This is a genomic window from Pseudomonas sp. HMSC08G10, from assembly GCF_001808425.1.
In the GTDB taxonomy this organism is placed as follows: Bacteria; Pseudomonadota; Gammaproteobacteria; order Pseudomonadales; family Pseudomonadaceae; genus Aquipseudomonas; species Aquipseudomonas guariconensis.
Genome location: NZ_KV793331.1, coordinates 162,042 through 188,645 on the forward strand (window position 1 = coordinate 162,042; position 26,604 = coordinate 188,645).

The window sequence follows — 26,604 nt, forward strand, 5'->3', positions numbered from 1 at the left end:
TGCATTGCTCCTGTGAAGGGAACAAAGAGTGTAAACCCGCAGGTCAGCTTTGAGCAGTGGTTGTGTCGCAGGCAGGCCAAATCACACTGGCGGCGGTGGGAGCGGGGGTATCCGCGTAGAGGACGCCACAGAAGCCGGGCGGCGAACCGCCCGGCAGACTGGGGTTTACAGATGGGACTCGGCGTACTCGGCCAGCACCGAGCGTGGCACGCCCTGCAAGGTGATATGAACGCCGTGAGGGAAGTCCTTGAAGCGTTCGGTGAGGTAGGTCAGCCCGGAGCTGGTGGCCGACAGGTAAGGGGTATCGATCTGCGCCAGGTTACCCAGGCACACCACCTTGGACCCTGCCCCGGCACGGGTGATGATGGTCTTCATCTGGTGCGGGGTGAGGTTCTGGCACTCGTCGATCAGGATCAGGCTCTGCTGGAAGCTGCGCCCACGGATGTAGTTCAGCGACTTGAACTGCAACGGGACCCGCTCGAGGATGTACTCGACGCTACCGTGGGTACTCTCGTCATCCATGTGCAGGGCTTCGAGGTTGTCGGTGATGGCGCCCAGCCAAGGCTCCATCTTCTCGGCCTCGGTCCCCGGCAGGAAGCCGATCTCCTGGTCCAGCCCCTGCACGCTGCGGGTGGCGATGATGCGCCGGTAGCGCTTGCTGACCATGGTCTGCTCGATGGCGGCGGCAAGCGCCAGGATGGTCTTGCCGGAGCCGGCGGCGCCGGTCAGGTTGACCAGGTGGATATCCGGGTCGAGCAAGGCGAACAACGCCAGGCTCTGATGGATGTCGCGGGGTTTCAGCCCCCAGGCTTCCTGGTGCAGCAACGGCTCCTGGTGCAGGTCGAGCAGCAGCAGTTCGTCTTCACGGATGCCTTTGATCCAGCCGACGAAGCCTTGCTCGTCGATGATGAACTCATTGACGTGCACCGCCGGCAGGTTGTCGGTCAGTTGTACCCGATGCCAGGTGCGACCACGCTCCTGCCGGGTTTCGACCTTGCTGACGCGATCCCAGAACGAGCCGGTCACCGAGTGGTAGCCCTTGGACAGCAAGGAGACGTCATCGACCAACTGGTCGGTGCTGTAGTCCTCCGCGGCGATGCCGCAGGCACGCGCCTTCAGGCGCATGTTGATATCCTTGGTCACCAGCACTACGTCCAGATCTGAGCGGCGGGCACGCAACTCCAGAAGCTGGTTGATGATGATGTTGTCGTTGAGGGTTTCGGGCAGCAGCCGGTTTGGCTCGTTGCGTGGGCTCATCAGGATCGACAGGAACCCTTTGGGCCCGCTCTTGCCACGCTGGATCGGCACGCCCTGCTCGACGTCGCTGGGCGAGGCATCGCCAAGGGTCTGGTCGATGAGGCGGATGGCCTGGCGGCATTCGGCGGCGATGGTGTGTTTGCCGGTCTTGAGCTTGTCGAGTTCCTCCAGCACCGTCATCGGAATGGCGACATGGTGCTCCTCGAAGTTGAGCAAAGCGTTTGGATCGTGGATCAGGACATTGGTATCGAGCACATACAGGATTGGCTGGGTGGAGGAAGAATTGCGTCCTTGGTCATCCATACTCGGTCACCTTATGTGAAAGCCACACGACGCGTAATGCTGCGCCGCAGAGTGACCGCCGTTCTCCCCGTATCCGCGTCGTTACGGGCGGGGAGCGCACCTGGCAAGGAGGGCCTGGATGACGCCACCTGTGCTGCAGGATTCGGCTGTCTGGTACCTACATACCGCATTAATGATGACCAAAAAAAGTCTTTTTACGTTCCTTTGAACTTTATTTTTCCGATTGACGTTCAGGGCTTGGCTTGTGCCGTGAGCGGGACTAGAGTCAAAGATCAAGCCCCATCACGCTGCCCATATTCCCGGCAATCTTCCCAGCCGATTCCACTCTGCGCCGTGTTGCGCAACAGCCAATCCAGCGCCGGTTGCGCCTTGGGCAGGTTGTCGTGGAACTGGATCACCCCCTTGCGCCACAACAGCATCAAGGTCAGCACCCGATGCGCCGAGGCCTCGGCGCTCAGTGCACTGTCGTCCTGGGCGTCGATGTCCCACAGCGATACCTGAAGCTTCTGGCTGGCCATGAATGCCTCGCCATCGGCACGACGCTGTCCGTACGGCGGGCGGAACAACGGCACATACTGCGCCGGCAGGTCGGACTGGACCCGGGCCTGGGCCCGGCGCAGCGAATCCTGCCAGTCCAGCCATTGGGCATGGGAGCGATACTCCCAGCCCTGGATGCCCACGCATTGCCCGGCATAGAGCGCCCCCACAGGGGCACGCTGCTGCAAACGGTTGCCGAGCACGAAGAACAGGCCGCCGAACTTTTGCCGACGCAGATAATCGGCCAGCTCATCAGTGGCACCGCCCGCGGGGGTGGGGCCACCGACGAAAGTCAGCAGGAACACCCGGTCGTTGAGCTCATCGCCTGTGCGCTCGCTGTCCGACAGGCGCTCGACCTCGCTGCTGGTCTGAGGGAACAACGCCGCCTTGCGCAGTTGTTCATCCAGGTAACGAGTGTGGAATGCCCGGCTGGGCTCGAGCCAGCCGGTATAGAACTCGCCCACGCCGGAGGTGAAGGTGGCCGCCAGGGTCCGCAGTTCGGCCATGGACTCCAGCGGATAGCAGAAGGACGCATCCTGCTCGCAACTGCGCTGGGCCTGTTGATAGTTTTCCCATAGCCGCTGCCACATGCGCGCGCGCACCGCACGTATCACCGCCAGGTTGATCTGGCGCAGTTGCAGGCGCGCCGCCAGAGCCGGCTCGTCGAGCATTTCACTCTCCTGTAGCACCTGGGCGAACGACAGGATTTCGGCCCGCGAAGCGACATCGAACAACGCCGGGCTGTCCAGTTGTTCAGGCCACAGCGTGCGGTCCAGGGTGGCCTGGGGCGAAGGGGCAGCTTGGGCGGCAAGGCTCAGCAGGCCGGCCAGCAGGACGAAGGCAATACGCACGAATCAAGCTCTCCGCAGCAACATGACGCGCACTATAACGTGGCGTTGGGCGATGGTCCGTGACTATCGTCGCGATAGTTTGGTCTTGCCGGCCCCAGCCCGTAGAATCCGCCTCGACGATTCCAGGAGCCGACCCGATGCTGACGGTGATTTCCCCCGCCAAGACTCTCGACTACGACACCCCGCCGGTGACCCAGCGGTTCACCCTGCCCCAGTACCTGGACGACTCCCAGGTGCTGATCACCCAACTGCGCGAATTCACACCCGCACAGATCAGCGAACTGATGCACCTTTCCGACAAGCTCGCCGGCCTCAACGCCGCCCGCTTCGGCAGCTGGACCCCGGATTTCACCCCGGCCAACGCCAAGCAGGCGCTGCTGGCGTTCAAGGGTGACGTGTACACAGGCCTGGACGCCGAAAGCCTCGGCGAGGACGACTTCAGCTACGCCCAAGACCACCTGCGCATGCTGTCGGGCCTTTACGGCCTGCTGCGCCCGCTGGATCTGATGCAGCCCTACCGCCTGGAAATGGGCACCAAGCTGGTCAACGTCCGCGGCAAAGACCTCTATGCCTTCTGGGGCACGCGCATCAGCGAATGGCTGAACCAGGCCCTGGCCGATCAAGGCGATGACATCCTGCTGAACCTGGCCAGCAACGAGTACTTCAGCGCGGTCAAGCGCAGCGCCCTGAAGGCACGGGTGATCGATGTCGACTTCAAGGACTGGAAGAACGGGCAGTACAAGATCATCAGCTTCTACGCCAAGAAAGCCCGCGGGATGATGAGCCGCTTCGTGATCCAGGAGCGCATCAACGACCCCGAACAGCTCAAGCGCTTCGATGTGCAGGGCTATTTCTACAGTGCCGAACAGTCCAAGCCAGACCACCTGGTGTTCCTGCGCGACCACCCTGCCGAATAAGACCTTCAGGTCCTGCGCATTACCGGTGGGAGCAGCGGTCTTGTGTTGCTTGCAGAGGCCCCTTCGCGGGTAAACCCGCGAAGAGGAGACCACTGAGCAAGACCGCAGCCCCTACTGGCCATGTCACCTCATCCGACAGCCCTGCAATGGGGCAGGCTTCAAATGGCCATCTCGCCATAATCCCGACGTCAAAAAAACCACGAACCTACCGTTATTGCAAAACGCCATAAGACCGTTCGTAGTTTTTTGACGAATTTTGAAAAAAATTTTCGCATGCTGGCATATAACCATCCCACGTCGTTTTCGCCCTTTATATATAGGGGTGAAACTGATACGTGCTATCAGATTGAAAGTATTTTCCACTGAAAAAATATTTAGAAATCTTTCATAGCTGCAGAACCCACCTTGGAACTTCTGCTACCGGCAATCGCTCATAGGACCCGTAACGAGTTTCTTGCGGGTGTCGTGAGAGATGACTTACAGATGACAACCGGCCGGTATCCACTACCGGCTCCGATAACTTCGACAGACGCAACGGTATCAACCGAAAGCCCTGTCCACGAAGGAGAGACGCGCCCCTACTAATCGTCCTAGTGGTTGATTTCATAGGATTTTTTCCAATTGAAAGAGCAAGCACAGCAGTAGGCGTAATAGCACACTGCAATAAAGACGGCTGCATTTCAGGGCACGCCTTTTAATACTGGCCATTTAACTGCCAACTTTGAGTGCACAACTTTGCGCGCTCTGGATTTATTCATGCCTGCGTTCGGTGATATGTGCAATCGCCATGGCACCGTGCGCCCGAAAACTGCTGGTTAATCAACCCGGTCCGGCTCTTTTGCGAAGGAGCCGACGTGATAAACACACGAGGTGAATACGATGCGTATCAGCATCTTTGGTTTGGGTTATGTGGGTGCGGTCTGTGCAGGTTGCCTGTCGGCACGGGGTCACGAAGTGATTGGCGTGGACGTGTCCAAGACCAAAATCGACCTGATCAACCAGGGCAAGTCGCCCATCGTCGAGCCGGGTCTGGAACAGCTCCTGCAGCAAGGCATCGCCAACGGCCGCCTGCGTGGCACCACCGATTTCGCCGAAGCCATCCGCGCCAGCGACGTATCGATGATCTGCGTCGGCACTCCCAGCAAGAAGAACGGCGACCTGGGCCTTGAGTACATCGAGTCGGTGTGCCGTGAGATCGGCTACGTGCTGCGCGACACCGAGCGTCGCCACACCATCGTGGTACGCAGCACCGTGCTGCCGGGGACCGTCAAGAACGTGGTCATCCCGATCCTCGAGGACTGCTCCGGTAAGAAAGCCGGCGTCGACTTCGGTGTTGCGGTCAACCCGGAGTTCCTGCGTGAAAGCACCGCCATCGCCGACTACGACCGCCCACCGATGACCGTCATCGGCGAGCTGGACAAGGCCAGCGGCGACGTGCTCCAGGCCATCTACGAGGAACTGGACGCACCGATCATCCGCAAGCCGGTCGAAGTGGCCGAAATGATCAAGTACACCTGCAACGTCTGGCACGCCACCAAGGTCACCTTCGCCAACGAAATCGGCAACATCGCCAAGGCCGTGGGTGTCGATGGTCGCGACGTGATGGACGTGGTCTGCCAGGACAAAGTCCTGAACCTGTCGCAGTACTACATGCGCCCAGGTTTCGCCTTCGGCGGCTCGTGCCTGCCCAAGGACGTGCGTGCCCTGACCTACCGCGCCTCCAGCCTCGACGTGAAAGCTCCGCTGCTCGACTCGCTGATGCGCAGCAACGAGTCCCAGGTGCAGAACGCCTTCGACATCATCGAAAGCCACGACAAACGCAAGGTCGCTTTGCTCGGTCTGTCTTTCAAAGCTGGCACCGACGACCTGCGCGAAAGCCCGCTGGTGGAACTGGCCGAGCGCCTGATCGGCAAAGGTTACGAGCTGAACATCTACGACCAGAACGTCCAGTACGCCCGTGTCCACGGCGCCAACAAGGAATACATCGAGTCGAAGATCCCCCACGTGTCCTCGCTGCTCAATGACGATTTGCAGCACGTCATCGACAACGCCGACGTGATCGTCCTGGGCAACCGCGACGAGAAGTTCCGCGCCCTCGCCCAGCAGGCGCCAGCAGGCAAGCAGGTGATCGACCTGGTCGGCTTCATGACCAAGCCGACCTGCAACACCAGCCGCACCGAAGGCATCTGCTGGTAACCCCCGGCCGGGCAGCGGGCGACCGCTGCCCTTCCCCCTGATTCGCGCGACGGATGCTGAACATGCAAAGACTCCAGACAGTGCTGCTGCAGTGCGCCGGATGGCTGCTCTACATGAGCCTGCTCATGTTGATCGCCTTGGCCTTGCCCAGCGACATCTTCGACTCGCAGTCGAAGCACTTCATCTTCCTGGTCGGCGCGGTCGGCATCTGGCGCTACTCCATGGGCGCCACCCACTTCATCCGTGGCATGGTGTTCCTCTACGGCGTCTACCCCTACCTGCGCCGCAAGGTACGCAAGCTGGGCAAAGCTGCCGACCCGTCCCACGTGTACCTGATGGTCACCAGTTTTCGCATCGATGCCCTGACCACCGCGCAGGTGTACAGCTCGGTGATCCGCGAGGCCATCGAATGCGGCTTCCCCACCACCGTGGTCTGCTCGCTGGTGGAGATGTCCGATGAGCTGCTGGTCAAGAGCCTGTGGGCCAAGTACAACCCGCCCGCCCACGTCAACCTGGACTTCGTGCGCATCGCCGGTACCGGCAAGCGCGATGGCCTGGCCTATGGCTTCCGGGCCATCTCGCGGATGATGCCGGACGAGCATGCCGTGGTGGCGGTGATCGACGGCGATACCGTGCTCGGCGAAGGCGTGGTCCGCAAGACCGTGCCGTGGTTCAAGCTGTTCCCCAATGTCGGTGGCCTGACCACCAACGAATTCTGCGAAGTGCGCGGCGGCTACATCATGAGCGAGTGGCACAAGCTGCGCTTCGCCCAGCGCCACATCAACATGTGCTCGATGGCCCTGTCCAAGCGCGTGCTGACCATGACCGGGCGCATGTCGATGTTCCGCGCAAGCGTGGTGACCGACCCTGAGTTCATCGCCGACGTGGAAAGCGACTCGCTGCACCACTGGCGCCTGGGCCGCTTCAAGTTCCTCACCGGGGACGACAAGTCCAGCTGGTTCAGCCTGATGCGCCTGGGCTACGACACCTTCTACGTGCCGGACGCTGCGATCAACACGGTCGAGCACCCACCGGAGAAAAGCTTCATCAAGGCCAGCCGCAAGCTGATGTACCGCTGGTACGGCAACAACCTGCGGCAGAACTCCCGCGCCCTGGGGCTGGGCCTCAAGCGCCTGGGCCTGTTCACCTGCATCGTCCTGCTCGACCAGCGCGTGTCCATGTGGACCAGCCTGCTGGGCCTGACGGTGGCGGTGATCGCCAGCCTCAAGTTCGGCATGGGCTTCTTGCTTGTGTACCTGCTGTGGATCGGCATCACCCGCCTGATCCTCACCATCATGCTGCTGTGCTCGGGCCATAACGTGGGGCCGGCCTACCCGCTGATTCTCTATTACAACCAGATCGTCGGCGCGCTGATGAAGATCTACGTGTTCTTCCGCCTCGACAAGCAGTCCTGGACCCGCCAGCCGACTGCCCTCAAGCGTGACCTCGAAAGCTTTCAACAATGGTTCAACACCTGGTCTTCACGGACCATGACCTTCTCGGCAGCCAGCATCTTCGTCGCTGTGCTGTTCATGGTCGTGTGAGCCCCCCGGAACGGATCTAACAGGAACGAAATCGCCATGAATACCGCCGTGAACGCCAATGTCGTGCATGAGTCCGAAGCCCAGCGCCAGCATGTCCGGGTACGTATCCCTGCCAAGCTGCGCTACCTGGACCGCAATCGCGAACCGCACGATGTGAAGGTGGACGATCTCTCCGCCGGGGGCCTGTCCTTCCACACCAGCAAACCCTTGAACGTCGGCGACGTGCTGCGCGGTCGCCTGCAGTTCACGGTCGACAACCTGGGCCTGTCCATGGACGTCGAGTTCCAGGTGCGCTCCTACCAGAGCACCGGCCGCACCGGCGTGCAGTTCCAGAACCTCGAACCGCGCGACGTGGCCACCCTGCGCCATATCATCACCACCTTCCTGTCCGGCGAGATGATCAACGTCGGCGGCGTGCTCAGCACCCTGCAGCGCGACAACTTCACCAAGGCGCGCAAGCAGAAAGACAGCGGCTCGGGGCTCTCGGCCTTCGGTCGCCTGCGCGCGGTGACCGTCAGCCTGGGCGTGTTCGTGGTCGGCGTGGCGGCGTTCGGCTTCATCGCCAAGTCGCTGTACGGCATGTACTTCGTCAGCCACGCCGAGGCCGGCGTGGTCTCGGTGCCCACCACCAATGTCACCATGCCGCGCGACGGCAGTGTGCAGAGCCTGGTGGAAAACGGCGCCCAAGTGGTCAAGGGCGCGCCGCTGGCAAGCTTCAGCACCAGCATGCTCGATCTGCTCAAAGGCCACCTGGACGACTCGCAGCTCGAGCCCGCCAAGGTCGAGGAGCTGTTCGGCAAGCAGCTCTCCGGCACGCTCACCAGCCCATGCGACTGCGTCGTCGCCCGCCAGCTGGTGGATGACGGCCAGTACGCCAGCAAGGGCCAGCCGATCTTCCAACTGGTGCCACGCACCACCAACCCGATGGTCGAGGCGCGCTTCAGCTATCGCCAGTTCGACCAGGTCAAGCCAGGCACCCGCGTGCAGTTCCAGGTGGCCGGCGAAGACGAGATGCGCACCGGCAAGATCGTCAGCAGCGCCAGCCTCAACAGCGAAGACCTGGCCTCGGACATCCGCGTGCAGATCAAGCCCGACAGCGGCCTGCCGGCAGAACTGGCCGGTCGCCCGGCGGCCGTCAACGCCGATCGTGGCCCGTCCCTGGACTGGCTGATCGACAAGGCCGTAGCCCGCGGGCTGTAAGAGGGATCGGACCATGAACCCTTCGAACCGTATGACACCGCTGCAAGCGGCCGGGGCCTTGTTCGCGGGTAAACCCGCTCCCACAGGGATCGAATCGAGCCCTGTGCGCAGTGTTCGCCCGCTGGCCTGGTGCGGCCTGGCCTTGGCCGTCGCCCTGGCCGGCTGCTCGGGCCTGCCCGACCAGCGCCTGGCCAACGAGGCCATGAAGCGCGGGGACACCGCCCTGGCCGAGCGCAATTACAAGGCCCTGGCCGACCTTGGCTACAGCGATGCCCAAGTGGGCCTGGCCGATATCCAGGTCGCCACCCAGGACCCTGCCAAGCTCAAGGCCGCCGAGGCCACCTACCGCGCCGCCGCTGCCACCTCGCCCCGAGCCCAGGCACGCCTGGGTCGCCTGCTGGTGGCCAAGCCTGGCACTACCCAGGCCGAGCGCGAGGAGGCCGAAACCCTGCTCAAGCTCGCCGCCCAGCAAGGCGAGCGCAACACCCTGATCCCGCTGGCGATGCTCTACCTGCAATACCCGCAGAGCTTCCCCAAGGTGAACGCCCAGCAGCAGATCGACCAGTGGCGCGCCGCCGGTAACCCCGAGGCGGGCCTGGCCCAGGTGCTGCTCTACCGTACCCAGGGCACCTACGACCAGCACCTGGGCGACGTCGAAAAGATCTGCAAGGCCGCGCTGGACACCACCGACATCTGCTATGTGGAACTGGCCACCGTCTACCAAAAGCGCGCCCAGCCCGACCAGCAGGCCGCACTGATCCAGCAGCTCAAGGCCGCCTATGGCCGTGGCATCGTGCCGGCCACCCGGGTCGACAGCGTCGCCCGCGTGCTGGCCGACCGCAGCCTGGGCCAGACCGACGAAAAGACCGCCAAGGACCTGCTCGAACAGGTCGCCCCGGTCAATCCGGCTTCCTGGGTGAGCCTGGCGCAGTTGGTGTACGACTTCCCGGAGCTGGGCGACAACGACCAGTTGCTCGCCTACATCGAAAAGGGCCGTCAGGCCCAGCAGCCCCGCGCCGAACTGTTGCTCGGCCGCCTCTACTACGAAGGCAAGACGCTTCCGGCCGACGCCAGCAAAGCCGAAGAACACCTGCAGGCCGCCGCCGCAGCCGGTGAAGTCAGTGCCCACTACTACCTCGGCCAGCTGTACCGCCGTGGTTACCTGGGCCACGTCGAACCGCAGAAAGCCGTCGACCACCTGCTCAGTGCCGCCCGCGGGGGGCAGAACAGCGCCGACTACGCCCTGGCCCAGCTGTTCAGCGAAGGTCATGGCATCCGACCTGCCCCGACCAACGCCTGGGTGTTCGCCCAACTGGCCCAGGCCAACCCGTCGCCGCAATCGACCGAGCTGCTGCAAAAGCTCGACACGCAATTGAGCCCTGACCAGCGCAACCAGGCCCAGCGCCTGCTGGATCAGGAAAAGCAGGCACGCGGCAGCATGGCCCAGGTCGGTTCCAACCCCCTGGCCTTCGAAGCCCTGCAAGACGACGCAAAAGAAGAAGTAGACGGTGAGGACTCGCTATGACGCTCAATCCCTTCGTGAAAGCCGGCATTGGCCTGAGCTTCGCCCTGCTGTGGTCGTGCCCGACCCTGGCGGACATGACCGCCGAGAAGAACTTCGGCCTGGACATCAAGATCACCGGCCAATCCGAGGACGACCGCGACCTGGGCACCCGCTCCGGCGGTGACGTCAACGGCCTGGGCCTGGACCTGCGCCCTTGGGTCTACGGCGAACGCGGCAACTGGAGCGCCTTCGCCATGGGCCAGGCAGTCGCCGCCACCGATATCATCGAGACCGACACGCTGCGCCAGTCCGAGGACGGCAGCACCGTGGACAACGCCGATGACAGCCGCAAGCCGGACAAGAGCTACCTGGCCATGCGCGAGTTCTGGGTCGGCTACAGCGGCTTCACGCCCTACCCAGGCGAACAGCTGCGCCTGGGCCGCCAACGCCTGCGCAGCGATGACGGCATGTGGCGCGACACCAACATCGAAGCGTTGAACTGGACCTTCGACACCACCCTGCTCAAGGCCGATCTGGGTGTGGCACAGCGCTTCAGCGAATACCGCACCGACCTCACCGAGCTTGCGCCCGAGGACAAGGACCGCACCCACGTGTACGGCAACGTTGCCACCCAGTGGACACCTGGGCATTGGGTCGGCGTGCGCGCCCACCACTCCAGTGACAGCGGCAGCCTGAAAGACCCCGGGGAAACCGTCGACCCGTTGGACAAGACCCGAACGGGCGATCTGACCTGGCTGGGCCTGGAGGCCAACAGCGACGCCTACAACTGGCGCAACGACCACACCGTCAACTATTGGGGCAGCGTCACCTGGCTGACCGGCGATCGCGACACCCTCAGCACCCAGACCGTGGGCAACGACCAAGTCGCCACCGGCAAGCAGAGCGGCGATGTCAACGCCTGGGCCACCGACTTGGGTGTGCGCCTGCGTCTGGACCCCAACTGGCAGGTCGGTGCGGCCTATGCCCGCGGCAGCGGCGGTGGCGGCAGCGACGGTTCGAGCAACTACGAGCAGACCGGTCTCGAGAGCAACCGCTCCAACTTCACCGGCACCCGCTCGCGCGTGCACCGCTTCGGCGAAGCCTTCCGTGGCGAGCTGGGCAACCTGCAGGCGGCCACCCTGTTCGCCTCCTGGCAACTGCGCGACGACTATGACGCAAGCTTCATCTACCACAAGTTCTGGCGCGTCGATGACCAACAGAACATCGGTTCCAGCGGCATCAACGCGGTGGTCGAGGACAACGGTGTGAACCGTCCGCTGATCAATGGCGAGAAGGACCTGGGCCAGGAAATGGACGTGGTGGTCACCAAGTACTTCAAGCAAGGCCTGCTGCCGGCTTCGATGAGCCAAGCCATCGACGAGCCGTCAGCCCTGGTGCGCCTGCGTGCCGGCGTGTTCAAGCCAGGCGATGCCTACGGCAGCGAAGCTGATTCCTACATGCACCGCGCCTTCGTCGACGTGATCTGGCGCTATTGAGGCCCGGGAGAGGACACTCATGAACCTTCACCCGCATTTTCGCCATGGCCTGCTGGCCAGTGCCCTGCTGCTGGCCAGCAGCGGCCTGGCCTATGCCGAGCCGGTCAAGCCGGTGGTCAAGGAATTGCAGCAGGCCAAGACCTACACGGTCTCCAGCGCGCCGATCGAGCCGTTGCAGATGGACCCGCCCAAGCTGCCCGACCTCTCCGGCTACACAGCCGAAGCGGTTCAGAAAAAGCTCGACCGCAGCCACAAAGGCAAGGTCAGCGTGCGCCGCATGCTCCAGGAGGAATCGCTCAAGGAGTTCATCGGCGGCGACAACAAAGGCGCCGAGTGGGTTCGTCGCCAGCAGGGCATTCCCCAGGCGATCTTCATCGATGATGGCCATGTGGACCTGGTGCAGTTGAGCAAGCAGGTGCCCAAGCAGTACCTGCGCGAAACCGAGCCGGGCGTGTACCTGGCACGCCTGCCGATCGTGGTCGGGCGCAAGGGCGTGCTGGAGATCGATGGCAAGGTCAAGGAACTGCGCCTGTCCCAAGAGGGCGGGTCATTCCTGATCAACGACGGCAAGCTGTTCGTCACCGACACCCAGGTCACCGCCTGGCGCGAGAAGGACAACGGCCCCGCCACCTTCCGCAAGCCGGACGAGTTCCGTCCCTTCCTGTTGTCCTGGGGCGGTACCGAGACCTACATCGTCAACAGCAAGATGGCCAGCTTCGGCTACGCCAAGTCCAAGTCGTATGGCGTCAGTATCTCCCAGTACACGCCGAACATGGCCAAGCGCATGGGCCGTCCGGAACCTACCGGCTGGATCATCGGCTCCGAATTCAGCGACATGTGGTACGGCTTCTATTGCTACGAGACCCAGGACTTCGTGATCAAGGACAACACCTATCGCGACAACATCGTCTACGGCATCGACCCCCACGACCGCTCGCACCGCCTGATCATCGCCGGCAACACTGTGTACGGCACCAAGAAAAAGCACGGGATCATCGTCTCGCGTGAGGTCAACGACAGCTGGATCATCAACAACAAGAGCTACGACAACAAGCTCTCCGGCGTGGTCCTGGACCGTAACAGCGTCAACAACCTGGTGGCCTACAACGAGATCTATCGCAACCACACCGACGGCATCACGCTGTACGAAAGTGGCGACAACCTGATCTACGGCAACAAGCTGCTCAACAACCGCCGCCACGGCATCCGCGTGCGCAACAGCGTGAACATCCGCCTGTACGAAAACCTCGCCATGGCCAACGGCCTGGTGGGCGTGTACGGGCACATCAAGGACCTCTCCGACACCGACCGCGACATCGCCCTGGACCCCTTCGATGCCAAAGTCTCGCTGATCGTGGTCGGCGGTGAACTGGCGGCCAATGGCTCCGGTCCCCTGTCGATCGACTCGCCGCTGTCGGTCGAGCTCTACAAGGTCTCCATGCTCGCCCCGCGCAAGGCCAACGGCATCAGCCTCAACGGCGTGCTCGGCGAGCGCCAGGACGAAATCCTCGACCTGCTGGTGCGCCAGCAGAAGGCCGTGCTGATCGACCCGGTCGAACGCCAGACCGAAATGATCGATTAAGGAAGCCCAGACCATGACTCCGCATCTGATGAAACTGCTCGGCTTGTCCGCCGCCCTCCTGGCCATCAGCCAGGGCGTGCGCGCCGCCGATGTGCAGGCCCCGAGCTTCACCGCCGAGCCTTGCTGCCAGCTGTGCCCAGAGGCCCACGACGCCAGCCGTTACGTGACCCGCTACCAGCAGAACTTCACGACTCTGGTCCAGGCCAAAGGCGACTGGCTGTTCCGTACCCGCGAAGACCTGCGCACCGAATTCAACACCACCCCGGCCGGCTACAAACGCCTGCAACAGGTGCATGACGCGTTCAAGAAACGCGGCGTGGAACTGGTGCTGGTGTACCAGCCAACCCGTGGCCTGGTGAACCGCAACATGCTCAACCCCGCCGAGAAAGCCGCCTTCGATTATCAAAAGGCGCTGGGCAACTACCAGGCCATGCTCAAGCGCTTCGCCAGCATGGGCTACAACGTGCCCGACCTGTCGCCGCTGACCAACGAGCAATTGGCCGCCGCCGACCAGGGCAAGGACTTCTACTTCCGCGGTGACCAGCACTGGACGCCCTACGGCGCCGAGCGCGCGGCCAAGATCGTGGCCGACACCGTACACAAGATGCCAGCCTTCGAAGGCATCCCGCGCAAGGAATTCGAAACCCACAAGTCCGGCCGCATGGGCAAGACCGGTACCCTGCACAACGTCGCCGGGCAACTTTGCGGCACCAGCTATGCGGTGCAGTACATGGACCAGTTCGCCACCGAGCCCAAGGGCGGTGCGAGCGATGGCGACGACCTGTTCGGCGATTCGGGCAATGCCAAGATCACCCTGGTCGGCACCAGCCACAGCGGCAAGAACTACAACTTCTCGGGCTTCTTGCAGCAGTACATCGGTGCCGACGTGCTCAACGTCGCCTTCCCCGGTGGTGGCCTGGAAGGTTCGATGATCCAGTACCTGGGCAGTGAGGAATTCAAAAAGAACCCACCGAAGATCCTCATCTGGGAGTTCTCGCCCCTGTACCGCCTGGACCAGGAAACCATCTGGCGCCAGATCCTCGCCTTGCTCGACGACGGCTGTGACGACCGTCCGGCCCAGATGAGCGCCAGCGCCACCCTCAAGCCCGGCAAGAACGAGCTGATGGTCAACGGCAAGGGCGGTGTGATCAAAGACCTGATCAACCGCAATCACCAGCTGGACATCAAGTTCGAGGACACCTCGGTCAAGGTCCTGCAGGCCACCCTCTGGTACCTCAACGGCCGCCACGAGGACATCAAGATCGAGAAGCCGGAAACCTCCGACACCGACGGCCGCTTCGTCTTCCAGATGCGTGAAGACGAGGACTGGGCCAGTCAGAACCTGCTCGCCCTCGAGATCCAGGGGCCGGAAACCGGCACCCAGAAGGTCGAGGCCAAGCTGTGCAAACGCAACAACTTCGCCGGCCCTGCGCAGAACACCGCGCAGGCCGGCCAGTGAGGCGACCATGAACCCATTGCGCACAATCACCGCACCTGCCCTGCTCGCCCTGGCCCTGTTCGGCCCGGCCGCGCAGGCCGGCAGCCTGGTGCCGCCACAGGGCTACTACGCAGGCATCGAGAAGCTCAAGAAAGGCGACGGCAACTTCCGCTGCGAACCGGCGCCCAAGCCCTACACCGGCCCCCTGCAGTTTCGCAGCAAGTACGAAGGCTCCGACGGTGCCCGTGCGACCCTGAACAAGGCGTCCGAAAAGGCCTTCCGCCAGTCCACCGAGGACATCACCACCCTCGAGCGTGGCGTCAGCAAGATGGTCGGCCAGTACATGCGCGATGGCCGCCCGGCCCAGCTCGACTGCGCCCTGGCCTGGCTGGGTACCTGGGCGCGGGCCGATGCGCTGGCGTCCACCGACTACAACCACACCGGCAAGTCGATGCGCAAATGGGCGCTGGGCAGCATGAGCGGCTCGTGGCTGCGCCTTAAGTTCTCCAACTCCCAGCCGTTGGCCGCGCACCAGGCCGAGGCCGAGCTGATCGAGAAATGGCTGGCGCGCCTGGCCGAACAGACCGTGCGCGATTGGAGCGACCTGCCGCTGGAAAAGATCAACAACCACAGCTACTGGGCGGCCTGGTCGGTGATGGCCACTGCCGTGGCGACCGACCGGCGCGACCTGTTCGACTGGGCGGTGAAGGAATACAAGGTCGGCGCCAACCAGGTGGACGAGCAGGGCTTTTTGCCCAACGAGCTCAAGCGCAAGCAGCGAGCCCTGGCCTACCACAACTACGCCCTGCCGCCGCTGGCGATGATCGCAAGCTTTGCCCAGGTCAACGGCGTGGACGTGCGTGGCGAGAACAACAACGCCTTGCAGCGCTTGGCGCAACGAGTGCTCAGCGGGTCGAAGGACCCGAGCGCGTTCAAGAGCCGCAACGGCGAGAAACAGGACATGCACGACCTGAAGATCGACAGCAAGTATTCGTGGATGGAGCCCTACTGCAGCCTCTATGCGTGCAGTGGCGACACCCTCCAGCGCAAGCGCGGCATGCAGCCGTTCAACAGTTTCCGCTTAGGCGGAGACCTGACCCGGGTCTACGACCCGAGCGCAGAGAGCAAGAAGTGACACGACACCCTGTGGGAAGCGGGTGAACCCGCTCCCACAGGGCCTAGGTATCTCCCACTTTCGAGTGGGGGGTTTGGGGGGCGCTGTGCCCCGGATGCTGTGAACAAAAAGGAGAACCGGGATGGTCTTCTCGTCCAACGTGTTCCTGTTCCTGTTCTTGCCGATCTTCCTCGGCCTGTATTACTTGAGCGGGCAACGCTATCGCAACCTGCTGCTGCTGATCGCCAGCTACATCTTCTATGCCTGGTGGCGGGTGGACTTCCTGGCACTGTTCGCCGGTGTCACCCTGTGGAACTACTGGATCGGCCTCAAAGTCGGCGCCGCAGGCGTGCGTACCAAGCCGGCCCAACGCTGGCTGCTGCTGGGTGTGGCAGTCGACCTGGCGATTCTGGGCTACTTCAAGTACGCCAACTTCGGCGTCGAGAGCCTCAACGCGATCATCACGTCGTTCGGCCTGGAACCGTTCATCCTCACCCATGTGCTGTTGCCGATCGGTATCTCGTTCTACATCTTCGAGTCGATCAGCTACATCATCGACGTGTACCGCGGCGACACACCGGCCACGCGCAACCTGATCGACTTCGCGGCATTCGTGGCGATCTTCCCGCACCTGATCGCCGGCCCCGTGCTGCGTTTCAAGGACCTGGTCGACCAGTTCAACAACCGCACCCACACCCTGGACAAGTTCTCCGAAGGCTGCACCCGCTTCATGCAGGGCTTCATCAAGAAAGTGTTCATCGCCGATACCCTGGCGGTGGTCGCCGACCACTGCTTCGCCCTGCAGAACCCGACCACGGGCGATGCCTGGCTGGGCGCACTGGCCTACACCGCGCAGCTGTACTTCGATTTCTCCGGCTACAGCGACATGGCCATCGGCCTGGGCTTGATGATGGGCTTTCGCTTCATGGAGAACTTCAAGCAGCCGTACATCAGCCAGTCGATCACCGAGTTCTGGCGGCGCTGGCACATCAGCTTGTCGACCTGGCTGCGTGATTACCTCTACATCACCCTGGGTGGCAACCGCAAAGGCACCTTCAATACCTACCGCAACCTGTTCCTGACCATGCTGCTGGGCGGGCTTTGGCACGGCGCCAACTTCACCTACATCATCTGGGGCGCCTGGCATGGCACCTGGCTGGCCATCGAGCGCGCCCTGGGCATCGACACCAACCCGCAGCGCTTCAACCCGATCAAGTGGGCGTTCACCTTCCTGCTGGTGGTGGTTGGCTGGGTGATCTTCCGCGCCGAGAACCTGCACGTGGCCGGCCGCATGTACGGCGCCATGTTCAGCTTCGGTGAGTGGCAGTTGTCGGAACTCAACCGCGCCCAGCTCACCGGCCTGCAGGTCGCGACCTTGGTGGTCGCCTACGTCACCTTGGCGGTGTTCGGCCTGCGCGACTTCTACCGCAACGCCAAGCCCACGCCCAAGGCCACCCCGGTGCAGATCAACGCCGACGGTTCCGTGGGCCTGGACTGGACCCGCGTCATGACCCGCGCCCTGGTCCTGCTGCTGTTCGTTGCCTCGGTGCTCAAGCTCTCGGCGCAGAGCTACTCGCCGTTCCTCTACTTCCAGTTCTGAGGACAGGACCATGAACCGGACACTACGCATCACCTACTCCCTGTCGTTCCTGGGCCTGCTGACCGGGCTTGGCGCCTGGTCGGTGGGCGGCCTTGAAAGCTTCAACCGCACCGAGCAGATGACCCTGCTCAACGGCAAGCTGGCCAAGGCCGCCGAGACCCACTACGACGAGCAGTTCCCGATCAAACGCATCGGCACCAACCTGTGGGCGGCGTTGGACTACAAGCTGTTCAACGAAGGCCGCCCGGGCGTCGTGCTGGGCCGCGAGCAGTGGCTGTTCAGCGATGAGGAGTTCAAGCCCACCGCCGGCGCTGAGCAACTGATGCAGGAGAACCTGGCGCTGATCCGTGGCGTGCGCGACACCCTGCAGCGCCAGGGCACGCAGCTGGTGCTGGCGATCGTCCCGGCCAAGGCGCGGATCTATTCCGAGTACCTGGGCAAGGACCAGCCGGCCAGCCTGCACGAGAACCTGTACAACCAGTTCCACGCCCAGGCCCGCCAGGCCGGTGTCTTCGCTCCGGATCTGCTCGCGCCCCTGGAGCAGGCCAAGGCCCGTGGCCAGGTGTTCCTGCGCACCGACACCCACTGGACGCCCATGGGTGCCGAGGTCGCGGCCCAGGCCCTGGCCGAGGCGGTGTCGCGCCAGAGCCTGCTCAATGGCGACCCGCAGGCATTCATCACCGAAGCCGGCGCCACCAGCCCCTACAAGGGCGACCTGACCAACTTCCTGCCGCTGGACCCACTGTTCAGCAACCTGTTGCCCTCACCGGACAACCTGCAGCAACGCAGCACCCGCCCGGTCGAGGCCGAAGGTGAAGCAGGCGATGCCCTGTTCGCCGAAACCCGGATCCCGGTGGCGCTGGTCGGCACCAGCTACAGCGCCAACCCGCACTGGAACTTCCTCGGCGCCCTGCAGCAAGCCTTGCGCAGCGACGTGGCCAACTACGCCGAAGACGGCCATGGCCCCCTGCTGCCAATGCTCAAGTACCTGCAGAGCGACGCCTTCAAGGACGCTCCCCCGCAAGTGGTGGTGTGGGAATTCCCCGAACGTTATCTGCCAATGAAGAACGACCTCAGCGCCTTCGATCCGACCTGGATCGCCCAGCTGAAGAACACCCGCAAGACCGAAGAAAACCTGGCCCTGTCGTCCAATCGGACGGTTCACTGAAGAGGACATCAACATGACCAACAAACCTTCCTTCGCTAAAGCCTTCACCCTCGCTGCGGGCCTGTCCCTACTCTCGCTGCAGGCCCTGGCCGGCGCCGATGCGGCGCTCTATGGCCCAAGTGCGCCAAAAGGCTCGACCTTCGTGCGCCTGTACAACGCCTCCTCCAGCCCTGCCGCGGCGTCGGTGGGCAACACCCAGATCAAGCCGGTCGGCGCCCAGGCCAGCAGCGACTTCAGCTTCCTGCCCGGAGGTGACTACACCGCCCAGGTCGGCGGCAAGAGCGTCCCGGTCAAACTGGCCGCGGACAAGTACTACACCTTGGTCAACAACGCCGGCGGCAGCCCGCAACTGATCGAAGAACCACCGTTCAAGAACAAGCAGAAAGCCCTGGTGCGCGTGCAGAACCTGAGCGACCAGTCGCTGACCCTCAAGACTGCCGACGGCAAGACCGAAGTGGTCAAGCCTGTGGCCGCCAAAGGCCGTGGCGAGCGCGAGATCAACCCGGTCAAGGTCAGCCTGGCCCTCTACGAAGGCGACAAGAAAGTCAGCGACCTCAAGCCGGTCGCCCTCGAGCGCGGTGAAGCCGCGGTGCTCTATGTCACAGGTTCCGGCAGCAACCTGTCGCCGGTCTGGGTCACCCGTCCCGTTGCCAGCAACTGATTCAAACCCCTATCGACCTTTTGGAGAAACATCATGATTCCGGTAATTCTTTCTGGTGGTAGCGGTTCGCGTCTGTGGCCTCTGTCGCGCAAGCAGTTCCCCAAGCAGTTCCTGGCCCTGACCGGTGAGCACACCCTGTTCCAGCAAACCCTGGAGCGCCTGGTGTTCGAAGGCATGGACAGCCCGATCGTGGTCTGCAACAAGGACCACAAGTTCATCGTCCAGGAGCAACTGGCCGCACTCAACTTGCAGACCCAGGGCATCCTCATGGAGCCCTTCGGTCGCAACACCGCGCCTGCGGTGGCCATCACCGCGATGAAGCTGGTCAACGAAGGCCGCGACGAGCTGATGCTGGTCCTGCCGGCCGACCATGTGATCGAGGACCAGAAGGCCCTGCAACGCGCCCTGGCCTTGGCCACCGTGGCCGCCGAGCGCGGCGAGATGGTGCTGTTCGGTGTGCCGGCGACCAAGCCTGAAACCGGTTATGGCTATATCCGCTCCAGCCAGGATGCCCTGCTGCCCGAAGGCGTGGCGCGCGTGGCGCAGTTCGTCGAGAAGCCCGACGAGAAGCGCGCCAACGAGTTCGTCCGCGCCGGCGGTTACTTCTGGAACAGCGGCATGTTCCTGTTCCGCGCCAGCCGCTTCCTCGAAGAGCTGAAAAAGCACGACCCGGACATCTACGACACCTGCCTGCTGGCCCTGGAGCGCAGCGACGAACAAAGCGACGTGCTGAGCATCGACGCTGCGACCTTCGCCTGCTGCCCGGACAACTCCATCGACTACGCGGTGATGGAAAAGACCCAGCGGGCCTGCGTGGTACCGCTGTCGGCCGGCTGGAGCGACGTGGGTTGCTGGTCGTCGCTGTGGGAAGTGCACGAGAAAGACGACAACGGCAACGTCACCAAGGGCGACGTGGTGGTGCAAGACAGCCACAACTGCATGATCCACGGCAATGGCAAGCTGGTGTCGGTGATCGGCCTGGAGAACATCGTGGTGGTCGAGACCAAGGACGCCATGATGATCGCCCACAAAGACAAGGTCCAAGGCGTCAAGCAACTGGTCAACACCCTTGACCAGCAAGGCCGCAGCGAGACCCAGAACCACCTGGAGGTATACCGCCCGTGGGGCTCGTACGATTCGGTGGACATGGGCGGACGCTTCCAGGTCAAGCACATCACCGTCAAGCCGGGCGCGAGCCTGTCGCTGCAGATGCACCACCACCGCGCCGAACACTGGATCGTGGTGTCCGGCACCGCCGAGGTGACCTGCGACGAGAACGTGTTCCTGCTCACCGAGAACCAGTCGACCTACATCCCCATCGCCTCGGTCCACCGCCTGCGCAACCCAGGCAAGATCCCGTTGGAGATCATCGAAGTACAGTCCGGCAGCTACCTGGGCGAAGATGACATCGAGCGCTTCGAAGATGTCTATGGCCGCACCTCGACGCCAGTGGAGCGCGGCATCTCGATCAAGACCATTGCGCAGTAGAGCGGCTAGCCGCTAGCGGCAAACTGCAAGAAAAAAGCAGGGCGGCAGTGAACCGACCATTCGGATTCACCACCGCCCTGCTTTTTTTCTTGTGGCTTGCCGCTTGAAGCTTGAAGCTCGCAACTCCAAGATACCCAAATCCTCGAAACGGAATTTGGACGACATGCTCATTGGCGCCCTGCTCATCCTCACCTGGCTGGTTCTGCTGCTGCGCTACCCGGCCAAGGCCTTGCCGATATCCCTGGCGGCGGTGTTCGGCCTCGGGTTGGTGGCACTCGGGGTGGTGTGGCAGGACAGTCGCGAAGCCTCGCAGCTGGCGCGCCTGGACCTGCGCCTGAGCTATGCCCCCGACAAGTGCCCTGCCGACCGCACCTTGCAGGTGCACATGAAGAACGGCAATTCAGTGCCCCTCACCGAACTGCGCTGGCGCGTCGCCGCCTATGCCCCAGGCGACACCGTCAACCTGGCCGAGAACACCTACAACGCCCCGCGCTACCGAGGCCCCGGCGAGCTGCAACCGGGCGCCGAATGGACCGACTGCCTGCCCCTGCCGCCGCTGCGCAGTGGGTACCGGCCACAGACACTGGAATTTCGTGCCGAGCATCTGCAAGGTACATTCGCCAACTAATGTGTTGCCGGTGTCGAGCCGTTCGCGGGTAACCCGCGACGGAGCCGACACAAGTTCATACCCCTTCCCTCTGCCAACAGGCCTGAACCCATGCCCACCGTCCTGATCACCGGTTGTTCCAGCGGCATCGGCCGCGCCCTGGCCGACGCCTTCCGCGATGCCGGCCACCACGTGTGGGCCACCGCCCGCAAGCCCGAGGATGTCGAACGACTGGCCGCCGCAGGCTTTGCGGCGCGGCAGTTGGATGTCACTCACCCCGATGACCTGGCGCGTCTGGCCGACGAGCTGCAGGACCGCCACGGTGGCCTGGACATCCTCATCAACAACGCCGGCTACGGCGCCATGGGGCCCCTGCTCGACGGTGGCGTCGAAGCCATGCGCCAGCAGTTCGAGACCAATGTCTTTGCCGTGGTCGGGGTCACCCGCGCGCTGTTCCCGCTGCTGCGTCGCAACCGGGGCCTGGTGGTGAACATCGGCAGTGTGTCGGGTGTGCTGGTCACCCCGTTCGCTGGCGCCTACTGCGCCTCCAAGGCGGCCGTGAATGCCCTGAGCGATGCCCTGCGTCTGGAGCTCGCGCCGTTCGGCATTCGCGTGATGGAAGTGCAGCCCGGAGCCATCGCCTCGCAGTTCGCCGATAACGCCCAGCGTGAAGCCGAAGGCGTGCTGGCGGCGGATTCGCCGTGGTGGCCGTTGCGCGATTACATCCAGGCGCGGGCCCGAGCTTCCCAGGACAAACCCACGCCAGCCGCGGTGTTTGCCCAAGGGCTGCTGGCAGCGACCCGCAAGCACCCGACGCCTGCCGTGGTACGCCTGGGCAATGGCAGCAAGGCCCTGCCACTGCTGGCCCGGCTGCTGCCCCGGCGCTTGCTGGACAAGGTGCTGCGCAAACGCTTCGGGTTGCTGCGCCCACTCTGATACGGCGCAGCGCCTTTCGCGGCTACCCCCCGCCCCCAGGTTCCCTGCGACCCTTGAAAGCCACGCAGTACCCGTGGGCGCTGGCAAAGCCTGGGACGGGCCGCGCATAGCGGCCTCTTACACCTTCTCATCGAACGCCTGCCAGCCGCCGCCCAGGGCTTTGTACAACCCCACCAACGCCTGGGACACTGCCGCCGAACTGTCGATCCACTGCTCCTCGCTGGCCAGCAGCGCGCTCTGCACGGTCAGCACATTGAGAAAGTCCACCGCCCCTTCCACGTACTGTCGCTGGGCCGTCTCCAGCGCGACGCGGTTCTGTCTCACCGCCTCGGCCAGATGATCGCGACGCAACTGGCTGGCGTTGTACAACCGCAGCACATCGTCGATCTCGTGCCAGGCACCCAGCACCACCTTGCGGTAGTTGAGCGCCGCCTCCTGCTGCTGCGCCTCACGCAGCTCGAGCGTGCCCTTCAAGCGCCCGCCTTCGAAGATCGGCAACGACAACTGCGGGCCGAAGGCGAAACGCCGGGCATCCCACGCACCGAAGTCAGACAACTGCATGGCCTGCAAGCCCACGTTGCCCGAGAGCCGAATGCTCGGGTAGAAGTCGGCCTTGGCCACGCCGATGCTGGCGGTGGCCGCGTGCAGCCGCGCCTCGGCCTGGCGGATGTCAGGACGTCGCTCGGCGAGCTCTGACGGCAGGCCGATGGCAAAGCGCTGCTGCGGCGTCGGCAAATCGCCAGGGGTCAGCAACTCGCTTTGCAGGCTGCGCGGAGGTTGCGCGGCGAGCAGGCTCAGGGCGTTGATCAGGTCGTCGCGGCGAGCCTCCAGCGTGGGCAAACGCGCCTCGATCGACGCCACCTGGGCGCTGGCCTGGGCCACGTCCAGGCGCGTGGCGACGCCTTCGGCCTGACGCTCCTGGGACAGCTTGAGGCTGTGCCGGGCGACCTTGAGGTTGTCCTGGGTGACTTCCAGGGTGTGCTGCACCGCGCGCAACTGGATGTAATCACCTGCCGTTTCGGACAACAGCGCCAGCAGTACGCCGCGCCGGTCGTTCTCGGCCACTTGCACCGAAGCATCGGCCGCCTCGACCTGGCGACGTACCCGTCCCCACAGGTCCAGCTCCCAGCCTGCGACCAGATCGCCCTGCCATAGGTTGAAGGCGGACTTGCCCGCCTTGCCGGACGGGTCGCTCAGGCCTTCGGCGCTGTTGCGCGCGCGGCTGTAGCCGGCGCTCACGTCCACCGAAGGCACCTCGTCGGCCGCCACGGTGCTGCGCAAGGCGCGGCTTTGCAGCAGGCGCGCAGTGGCCATCTGCAGGTCCAGGTTACGTTCGGCGACGCGCTGGATCAGCGCGCTCAGGCGGGCATCGTGGAAGCTGTCCCACCAGCGCAGTTCCAGCGGCTCGGCGGTCGGCTGACTCGCCGCCGCCTCGCCTTGCACCTGCGCCCAGGCCTGGGGCGCCTGGCTGTCGGGGCGCTTGAAATCCGGCCCGAGGGTGCAGCCGGCGAGCATCACCGCCAACAGCAGTGGGCTAATGCGTGTTACCGCCTTCATCGCGCGCTCACCGCTTTGCCATCGAGGGTGTCGCCGTGGGTGTCGATCGTCGCCACCACCGACATGCCCACGCGCAGGCGCTCGAGCAGTGGCTGGCCATCATCGAAGACGATCTTCACCGGAATCCGCTGCACCACCTTGGTGAAGTTGCCGGTGGCATTGTCTGGCTTGACCGCGGCGAAGGTGACGCCGGTGGCCGGGGCGATGCTCTGCACATGGCCGTGCAGTTTCTCGCCGGAAAAGGTATCGACACTGATGCTCACCGGCTGGCCCGGCTGCACGTGAGTGAGCTGGGTTTCCTGGAAGTTGCCCACCACATAGGCCTGCTGCAGCGGCACCACCGAGAGCAGACGCGCGCCCGGATTGACGTACGCACCGATGCGCAGGGCACGCTCGCCGACCATGCCATCCACCGGCGCGGTGATGCGGGTGTAGGACAGATCCAACTGGGCTTTCTCAACGCCAGCCTCGGCACGCTTGAGCTGGCCCTCGGCGCTCGCCACCTGGGCCGTGAGGATGTCCACCTGCTTGCGCGTGGCGACCAACGCCGCCTGGGCGTTGGCCAGACGCGCGCGGGCCTGGTCGACACGGCTGCGCGCCTGCTGGGCGTTCTGCACGGTACCGGCGCCCTGCTCTGCCAGGCGGCTGTAGCGGGTCACTTCATGATCGGCAAAGGCCATTTCGGCCTGGGCGGCCTTCACCGCCGCTTCGGCCTGGGCGATCAACGACGCCTGACGCTCGAGGGTGGCGCGGGCATCGGCGCTCTGCGCCTTGGCCACCAGCAATTGGGCTTGGGCGGCGTCGAGGGCCGCGCGGTAGTCGCGATCATCGATGGTCGCCAGCAACTGGCCGGCGGTGACTTGCTGGTTGTCTTCGACCAGCACTTCCTTGATGAAGCCTGGCACCTTGGGCGCGACTACGGTGTAGTCGGCGGTCACATACGCATCGTTGGTGCTTTGCCGGTGGTCGCTGCCCAGCATCCAGGGGGTCACCAGGGCAGCCAGCACGGCCACGGCGAGCACCGAGCCGATCACGAGTGTCTTGCGGTTGTTGGTCATTTCTACAGTCTCGAATTCATCCAGGCGTCAGGCCACCGCACGCGGTGGGAAGATCCGGGTAGGCACGAAAGGAATCAGGCAGATCAGGGCCACGGCGACACCGGCCATGACCAGGTACAGGTCGGCCGAAGTCAGTACTTGGGCTTGTTCGTGGAGGCGCCGGGCCAGGCCTGCCGCCTGGTCATCGACCAGTGGCGCGTTGCCCAGGCTGTCCACCAGATGGTTGGAATGAAAATGCCGACGCACGGTGCCCAGGGCGTCCAGCAGCCCGGTGGCGATCACCGAGGCCAGCCCCTTGACGGTGTTGAACCAGCTGGAGGCGAACGGGCCTTCCTGGGGCGTCATGCCATTGGTGGAGAGCATCAGCAGCGGCAGCACCGACATCGGCTGACCGAACACCTGCAGCAGGTAGAAGGGGTAGAAATCGCCGCGGATCCATTGCGAGGTCAGCAGGCTGCTGCCCACGCAGGAGACCGCCAGCATCCCCAGGCCCAGCGCCAGCACCCAGCGGCAGTCCACCGCACGGATGTTGCACAGTGCTGCCGTGAGCGGCAGGGCGATCAGTTGCGGCATGGCCACCAGCATCATCAACGGGCTGGTCTGCGCCGGACGATAGCCCTGGATCTGCGCCAGGTATGCCGAAGGGATGCTGCCCACGCCCGAGAGCACGATCAGCACGCCGGCCAGTGTCACCAGGGCAAAGCTCAGGTTGCGCCGCGTCAACAGGCGCAGCTGGAAGAACGGCAGTGGCTCGGACCATTCGTTGTACATGAACAGCACCAGCAGCAGCACGCCACCACCGAGCAGCCAACAAATCAGCGGCGAATCGAACCAGCCCCAACGATCGCCCAGGGACAAGCCCAGGACGATGCAGCTGATGGCCGGCAGGCCGAGCACCACGCCCCGCCAGTCGAATTGCTTGAAACGCTCCAGACGCAGCGGGTCCTGGGGCAAGCCCCAGCCCACGCAGAACATGGCCAGAGCCGACGGCAGGATGATCTGCCAGAACGCCCACTGCCAACCGACATATTCCGTCCACAAGCCCGCCAATGGCGTGCCCAGGTTGGGGCCGAAGGTCGCGGTCAGGGCATAGCAGGCCAGGCCGTAGATCTTGATACCCGGGGGCAGAAAGCGCAGCGCCACGGTCATCAGCATCGGCGGTAAAGCCCCCGATGCCAGGCCCTGGACGATGCGCAGCAGCATCAGGCTGTGCAGGTTGGGTGCGAAGGGCTGGACCAGGCCTAGCACGGCGAATAGACCGGTCGCGCATAACGTGAAGCGGCGCAGGGAAAAGGTGCCGGCCATCCAAGGCGCGAAGGCCATGGCCGAGACCGACGCGGCCGAATACACCGCCAGCAGCCAGGCGCCTTCATCGGCGCCGATGCCCATGGCGCCGCGGATGTCGCCCAGGGAAATCTTCGTCACCGCCTCATTGAGTCCGGCGCAGAGCACCGCCAACAACACGCCGAACAGCCCGACCACCACCCGCAGGCCGAACGCCGTCTGCGCTGGTGCTGCAGGCGCCGGAGCGGCGACAGGCACGGCGGAAGGCGCGGACAGGGAACTCATGGACAGACATCTCCAGCAACA

General features: G+C 63.9%; 20 protein-coding genes. 15 read left to right on the forward strand and 5 right to left on the reverse strand.

Annotated features, from left to right (window positions below; genetic code table 11):
- Positions 1-165 precede the first annotated feature (165 nt).
- Both HMPREF3173_RS20725 and HMPREF3173_RS20730 read right to left on the reverse strand, forming a co-directional pair.
- Positions 166-1,560: a PhoH family protein gene (locus HMPREF3173_RS20725; RefSeq protein ID WP_070092305.1), complete on the reverse strand. Its 1,395-nt coding sequence runs from the start codon at positions 1,558-1,560 to the stop codon at positions 166-168.
- A gap of 272 nt (positions 1,561-1,832) precedes the next feature.
- Positions 1,833-2,948: a polysaccharide deacetylase family protein gene (locus HMPREF3173_RS20730; RefSeq protein WP_070576248.1), complete on the reverse strand. Its 1,116-nt coding sequence runs from the start codon at positions 2,946-2,948 to the stop codon at positions 1,833-1,835.
- A 137-nt stretch (positions 2,949-3,085) separates the two neighbouring features.
- On the opposite strand from HMPREF3173_RS20730, the gene yaaA reads away from it, so the two are divergent.
- From yaaA to HMPREF3173_RS20805, 15 genes are all read left to right on the forward strand, one after another.
- Positions 3,086-3,865: a peroxide stress protein YaaA gene (gene yaaA / locus HMPREF3173_RS20735; RefSeq protein ID WP_070576251.1), complete on the forward strand. Its 780-nt coding sequence runs from the start codon at positions 3,086-3,088 to the stop codon at positions 3,863-3,865.
- 879 nt (positions 3,866-4,744) lie between these two features.
- Positions 4,745-6,061, forward strand: a complete 1,317-nt coding sequence (locus tag HMPREF3173_RS20740; RefSeq protein ID WP_070576254.1) for a nucleotide sugar dehydrogenase — start codon at positions 4,745-4,747, stop codon at positions 6,059-6,061.
- A gap of 62 nt (positions 6,062-6,123) precedes the next feature.
- On the forward strand, positions 6,124-7,605 hold the full coding sequence (locus tag HMPREF3173_RS20745) for a glycosyltransferase family 2 protein (protein ID WP_043207422.1): 1,482 nt from the start codon (positions 6,124-6,126) through the stop codon (positions 7,603-7,605).
- Positions 7,606-7,641: 36 nt separating this feature from the next.
- Positions 7,642-8,805 carry an alginate biosynthesis protein Alg44 gene (locus tag HMPREF3173_RS20750; RefSeq protein ID WP_043207421.1) on the forward strand — a complete coding sequence of 388 codons (1,164 nt, stop codon included), beginning with the start codon at positions 7,642-7,644 and terminating at the stop codon, positions 8,803-8,805.
- A 13-nt stretch (positions 8,806-8,818) separates the two neighbouring features.
- The gene (gene algK / locus HMPREF3173_RS20755; RefSeq protein WP_083300110.1) at positions 8,819-10,330 is read left to right on the forward strand and encodes an alginate biosynthesis TPR repeat lipoprotein AlgK; all 1,512 of its coding nucleotides are present in this window, start codon (positions 8,819-8,821) and stop codon (positions 10,328-10,330) included.
- Positions 10,327-11,805 (forward strand): alginate export family protein, encoded by a 1,479-nt coding sequence (locus HMPREF3173_RS20760; RefSeq protein WP_043207420.1) that lies wholly within the window; start codon positions 10,327-10,329, stop codon positions 11,803-11,805. The genes algK and HMPREF3173_RS20760 overlap by 4 nt, the downstream gene beginning before the upstream one ends.
- Before the next feature lie 19 nt (positions 11,806-11,824).
- Complete coding sequence (gene algG, locus HMPREF3173_RS20765; protein ID WP_070576257.1) at positions 11,825-13,387, forward strand: mannuronan 5-epimerase AlgG; 1,563 nt, start codon at positions 11,825-11,827, stop codon at positions 13,385-13,387.
- Positions 13,388-13,400: 13 nt separating this feature from the next.
- A complete protein-coding gene (locus tag HMPREF3173_RS20770; protein WP_043207418.1) occupies positions 13,401-14,846 on the forward strand; it encodes an alginate O-acetyltransferase in 1,446 nt (481 codons plus the stop codon).
- Between the two features lie 7 nt (positions 14,847-14,853).
- Positions 14,854-15,960, forward strand: a complete 1,107-nt coding sequence (locus HMPREF3173_RS20775; protein ID WP_070576261.1) for a mannuronate-specific alginate lyase — start codon at positions 14,854-14,856, stop codon at positions 15,958-15,960.
- Positions 15,961-16,081: 121 nt separating this feature from the next.
- The gene (locus HMPREF3173_RS20780) at positions 16,082-17,539 is read left to right on the forward strand and encodes an MBOAT family O-acyltransferase (protein ID WP_070576265.1); all 1,458 of its coding nucleotides are present in this window, start codon (positions 16,082-16,084) and stop codon (positions 17,537-17,539) included.
- Positions 17,540-17,549: 10 nt separating this feature from the next.
- Complete coding sequence (locus HMPREF3173_RS20785; RefSeq protein ID WP_043207414.1) at positions 17,550-18,707, forward strand: alginate O-acetyltransferase; 1,158 nt, start codon at positions 17,550-17,552, stop codon at positions 18,705-18,707.
- Positions 18,708-18,720: 13 nt separating this feature from the next.
- Positions 18,721-19,368 (forward strand): alginate O-acetyltransferase AlgF, encoded by a 648-nt coding sequence (locus HMPREF3173_RS20790; protein ID WP_043207413.1) that lies wholly within the window; start codon positions 18,721-18,723, stop codon positions 19,366-19,368.
- A 33-nt stretch (positions 19,369-19,401) separates the two neighbouring features.
- The gene (locus HMPREF3173_RS20795; RefSeq protein WP_043207412.1) at positions 19,402-20,856 is read left to right on the forward strand and encodes a mannose-1-phosphate guanylyltransferase/mannose-6-phosphate isomerase; all 1,455 of its coding nucleotides are present in this window, start codon (positions 19,402-19,404) and stop codon (positions 20,854-20,856) included.
- Positions 20,857-21,019: 163 nt separating this feature from the next.
- A complete protein-coding gene (locus HMPREF3173_RS20800) occupies positions 21,020-21,484 on the forward strand; it encodes a hypothetical protein (protein ID WP_043207411.1) in 465 nt (154 codons plus the stop codon).
- A gap of 90 nt (positions 21,485-21,574) precedes the next feature.
- Positions 21,575-22,399 carry an SDR family oxidoreductase gene (locus tag HMPREF3173_RS20805; protein ID WP_070576268.1) on the forward strand — a complete coding sequence of 275 codons (825 nt, stop codon included), beginning with the start codon at positions 21,575-21,577 and terminating at the stop codon, positions 22,397-22,399.
- Between the two features lie 117 nt (positions 22,400-22,516).
- Here the strand turns inward: HMPREF3173_RS20805 and HMPREF3173_RS20810 are convergent, their stop codons facing one another.
- The 3 genes from HMPREF3173_RS20810 to HMPREF3173_RS20820 are packed head-to-tail and all read right to left on the reverse strand — an operon-like array spanning position 22,517 to position 26,583.
- A complete protein-coding gene (locus HMPREF3173_RS20810) occupies positions 22,517-23,956 on the reverse strand; it encodes an efflux transporter outer membrane subunit (protein ID WP_070576271.1) in 1,440 nt (479 codons plus the stop codon).
- Positions 23,953-25,014 (reverse strand): HlyD family secretion protein, encoded by a 1,062-nt coding sequence (locus tag HMPREF3173_RS20815; protein WP_070576274.1) that lies wholly within the window; start codon positions 25,012-25,014, stop codon positions 23,953-23,955. Before HMPREF3173_RS20815 ends, HMPREF3173_RS20810 begins: the two co-directional genes overlap by 4 nt.
- A gap of 27 nt (positions 25,015-25,041) precedes the next feature.
- Complete coding sequence (locus tag HMPREF3173_RS20820; protein WP_070576276.1) at positions 25,042-26,583, reverse strand: MFS transporter; 1,542 nt, start codon at positions 26,581-26,583, stop codon at positions 25,042-25,044.
- Positions 26,584-26,604 lie beyond the last annotated feature (21 nt).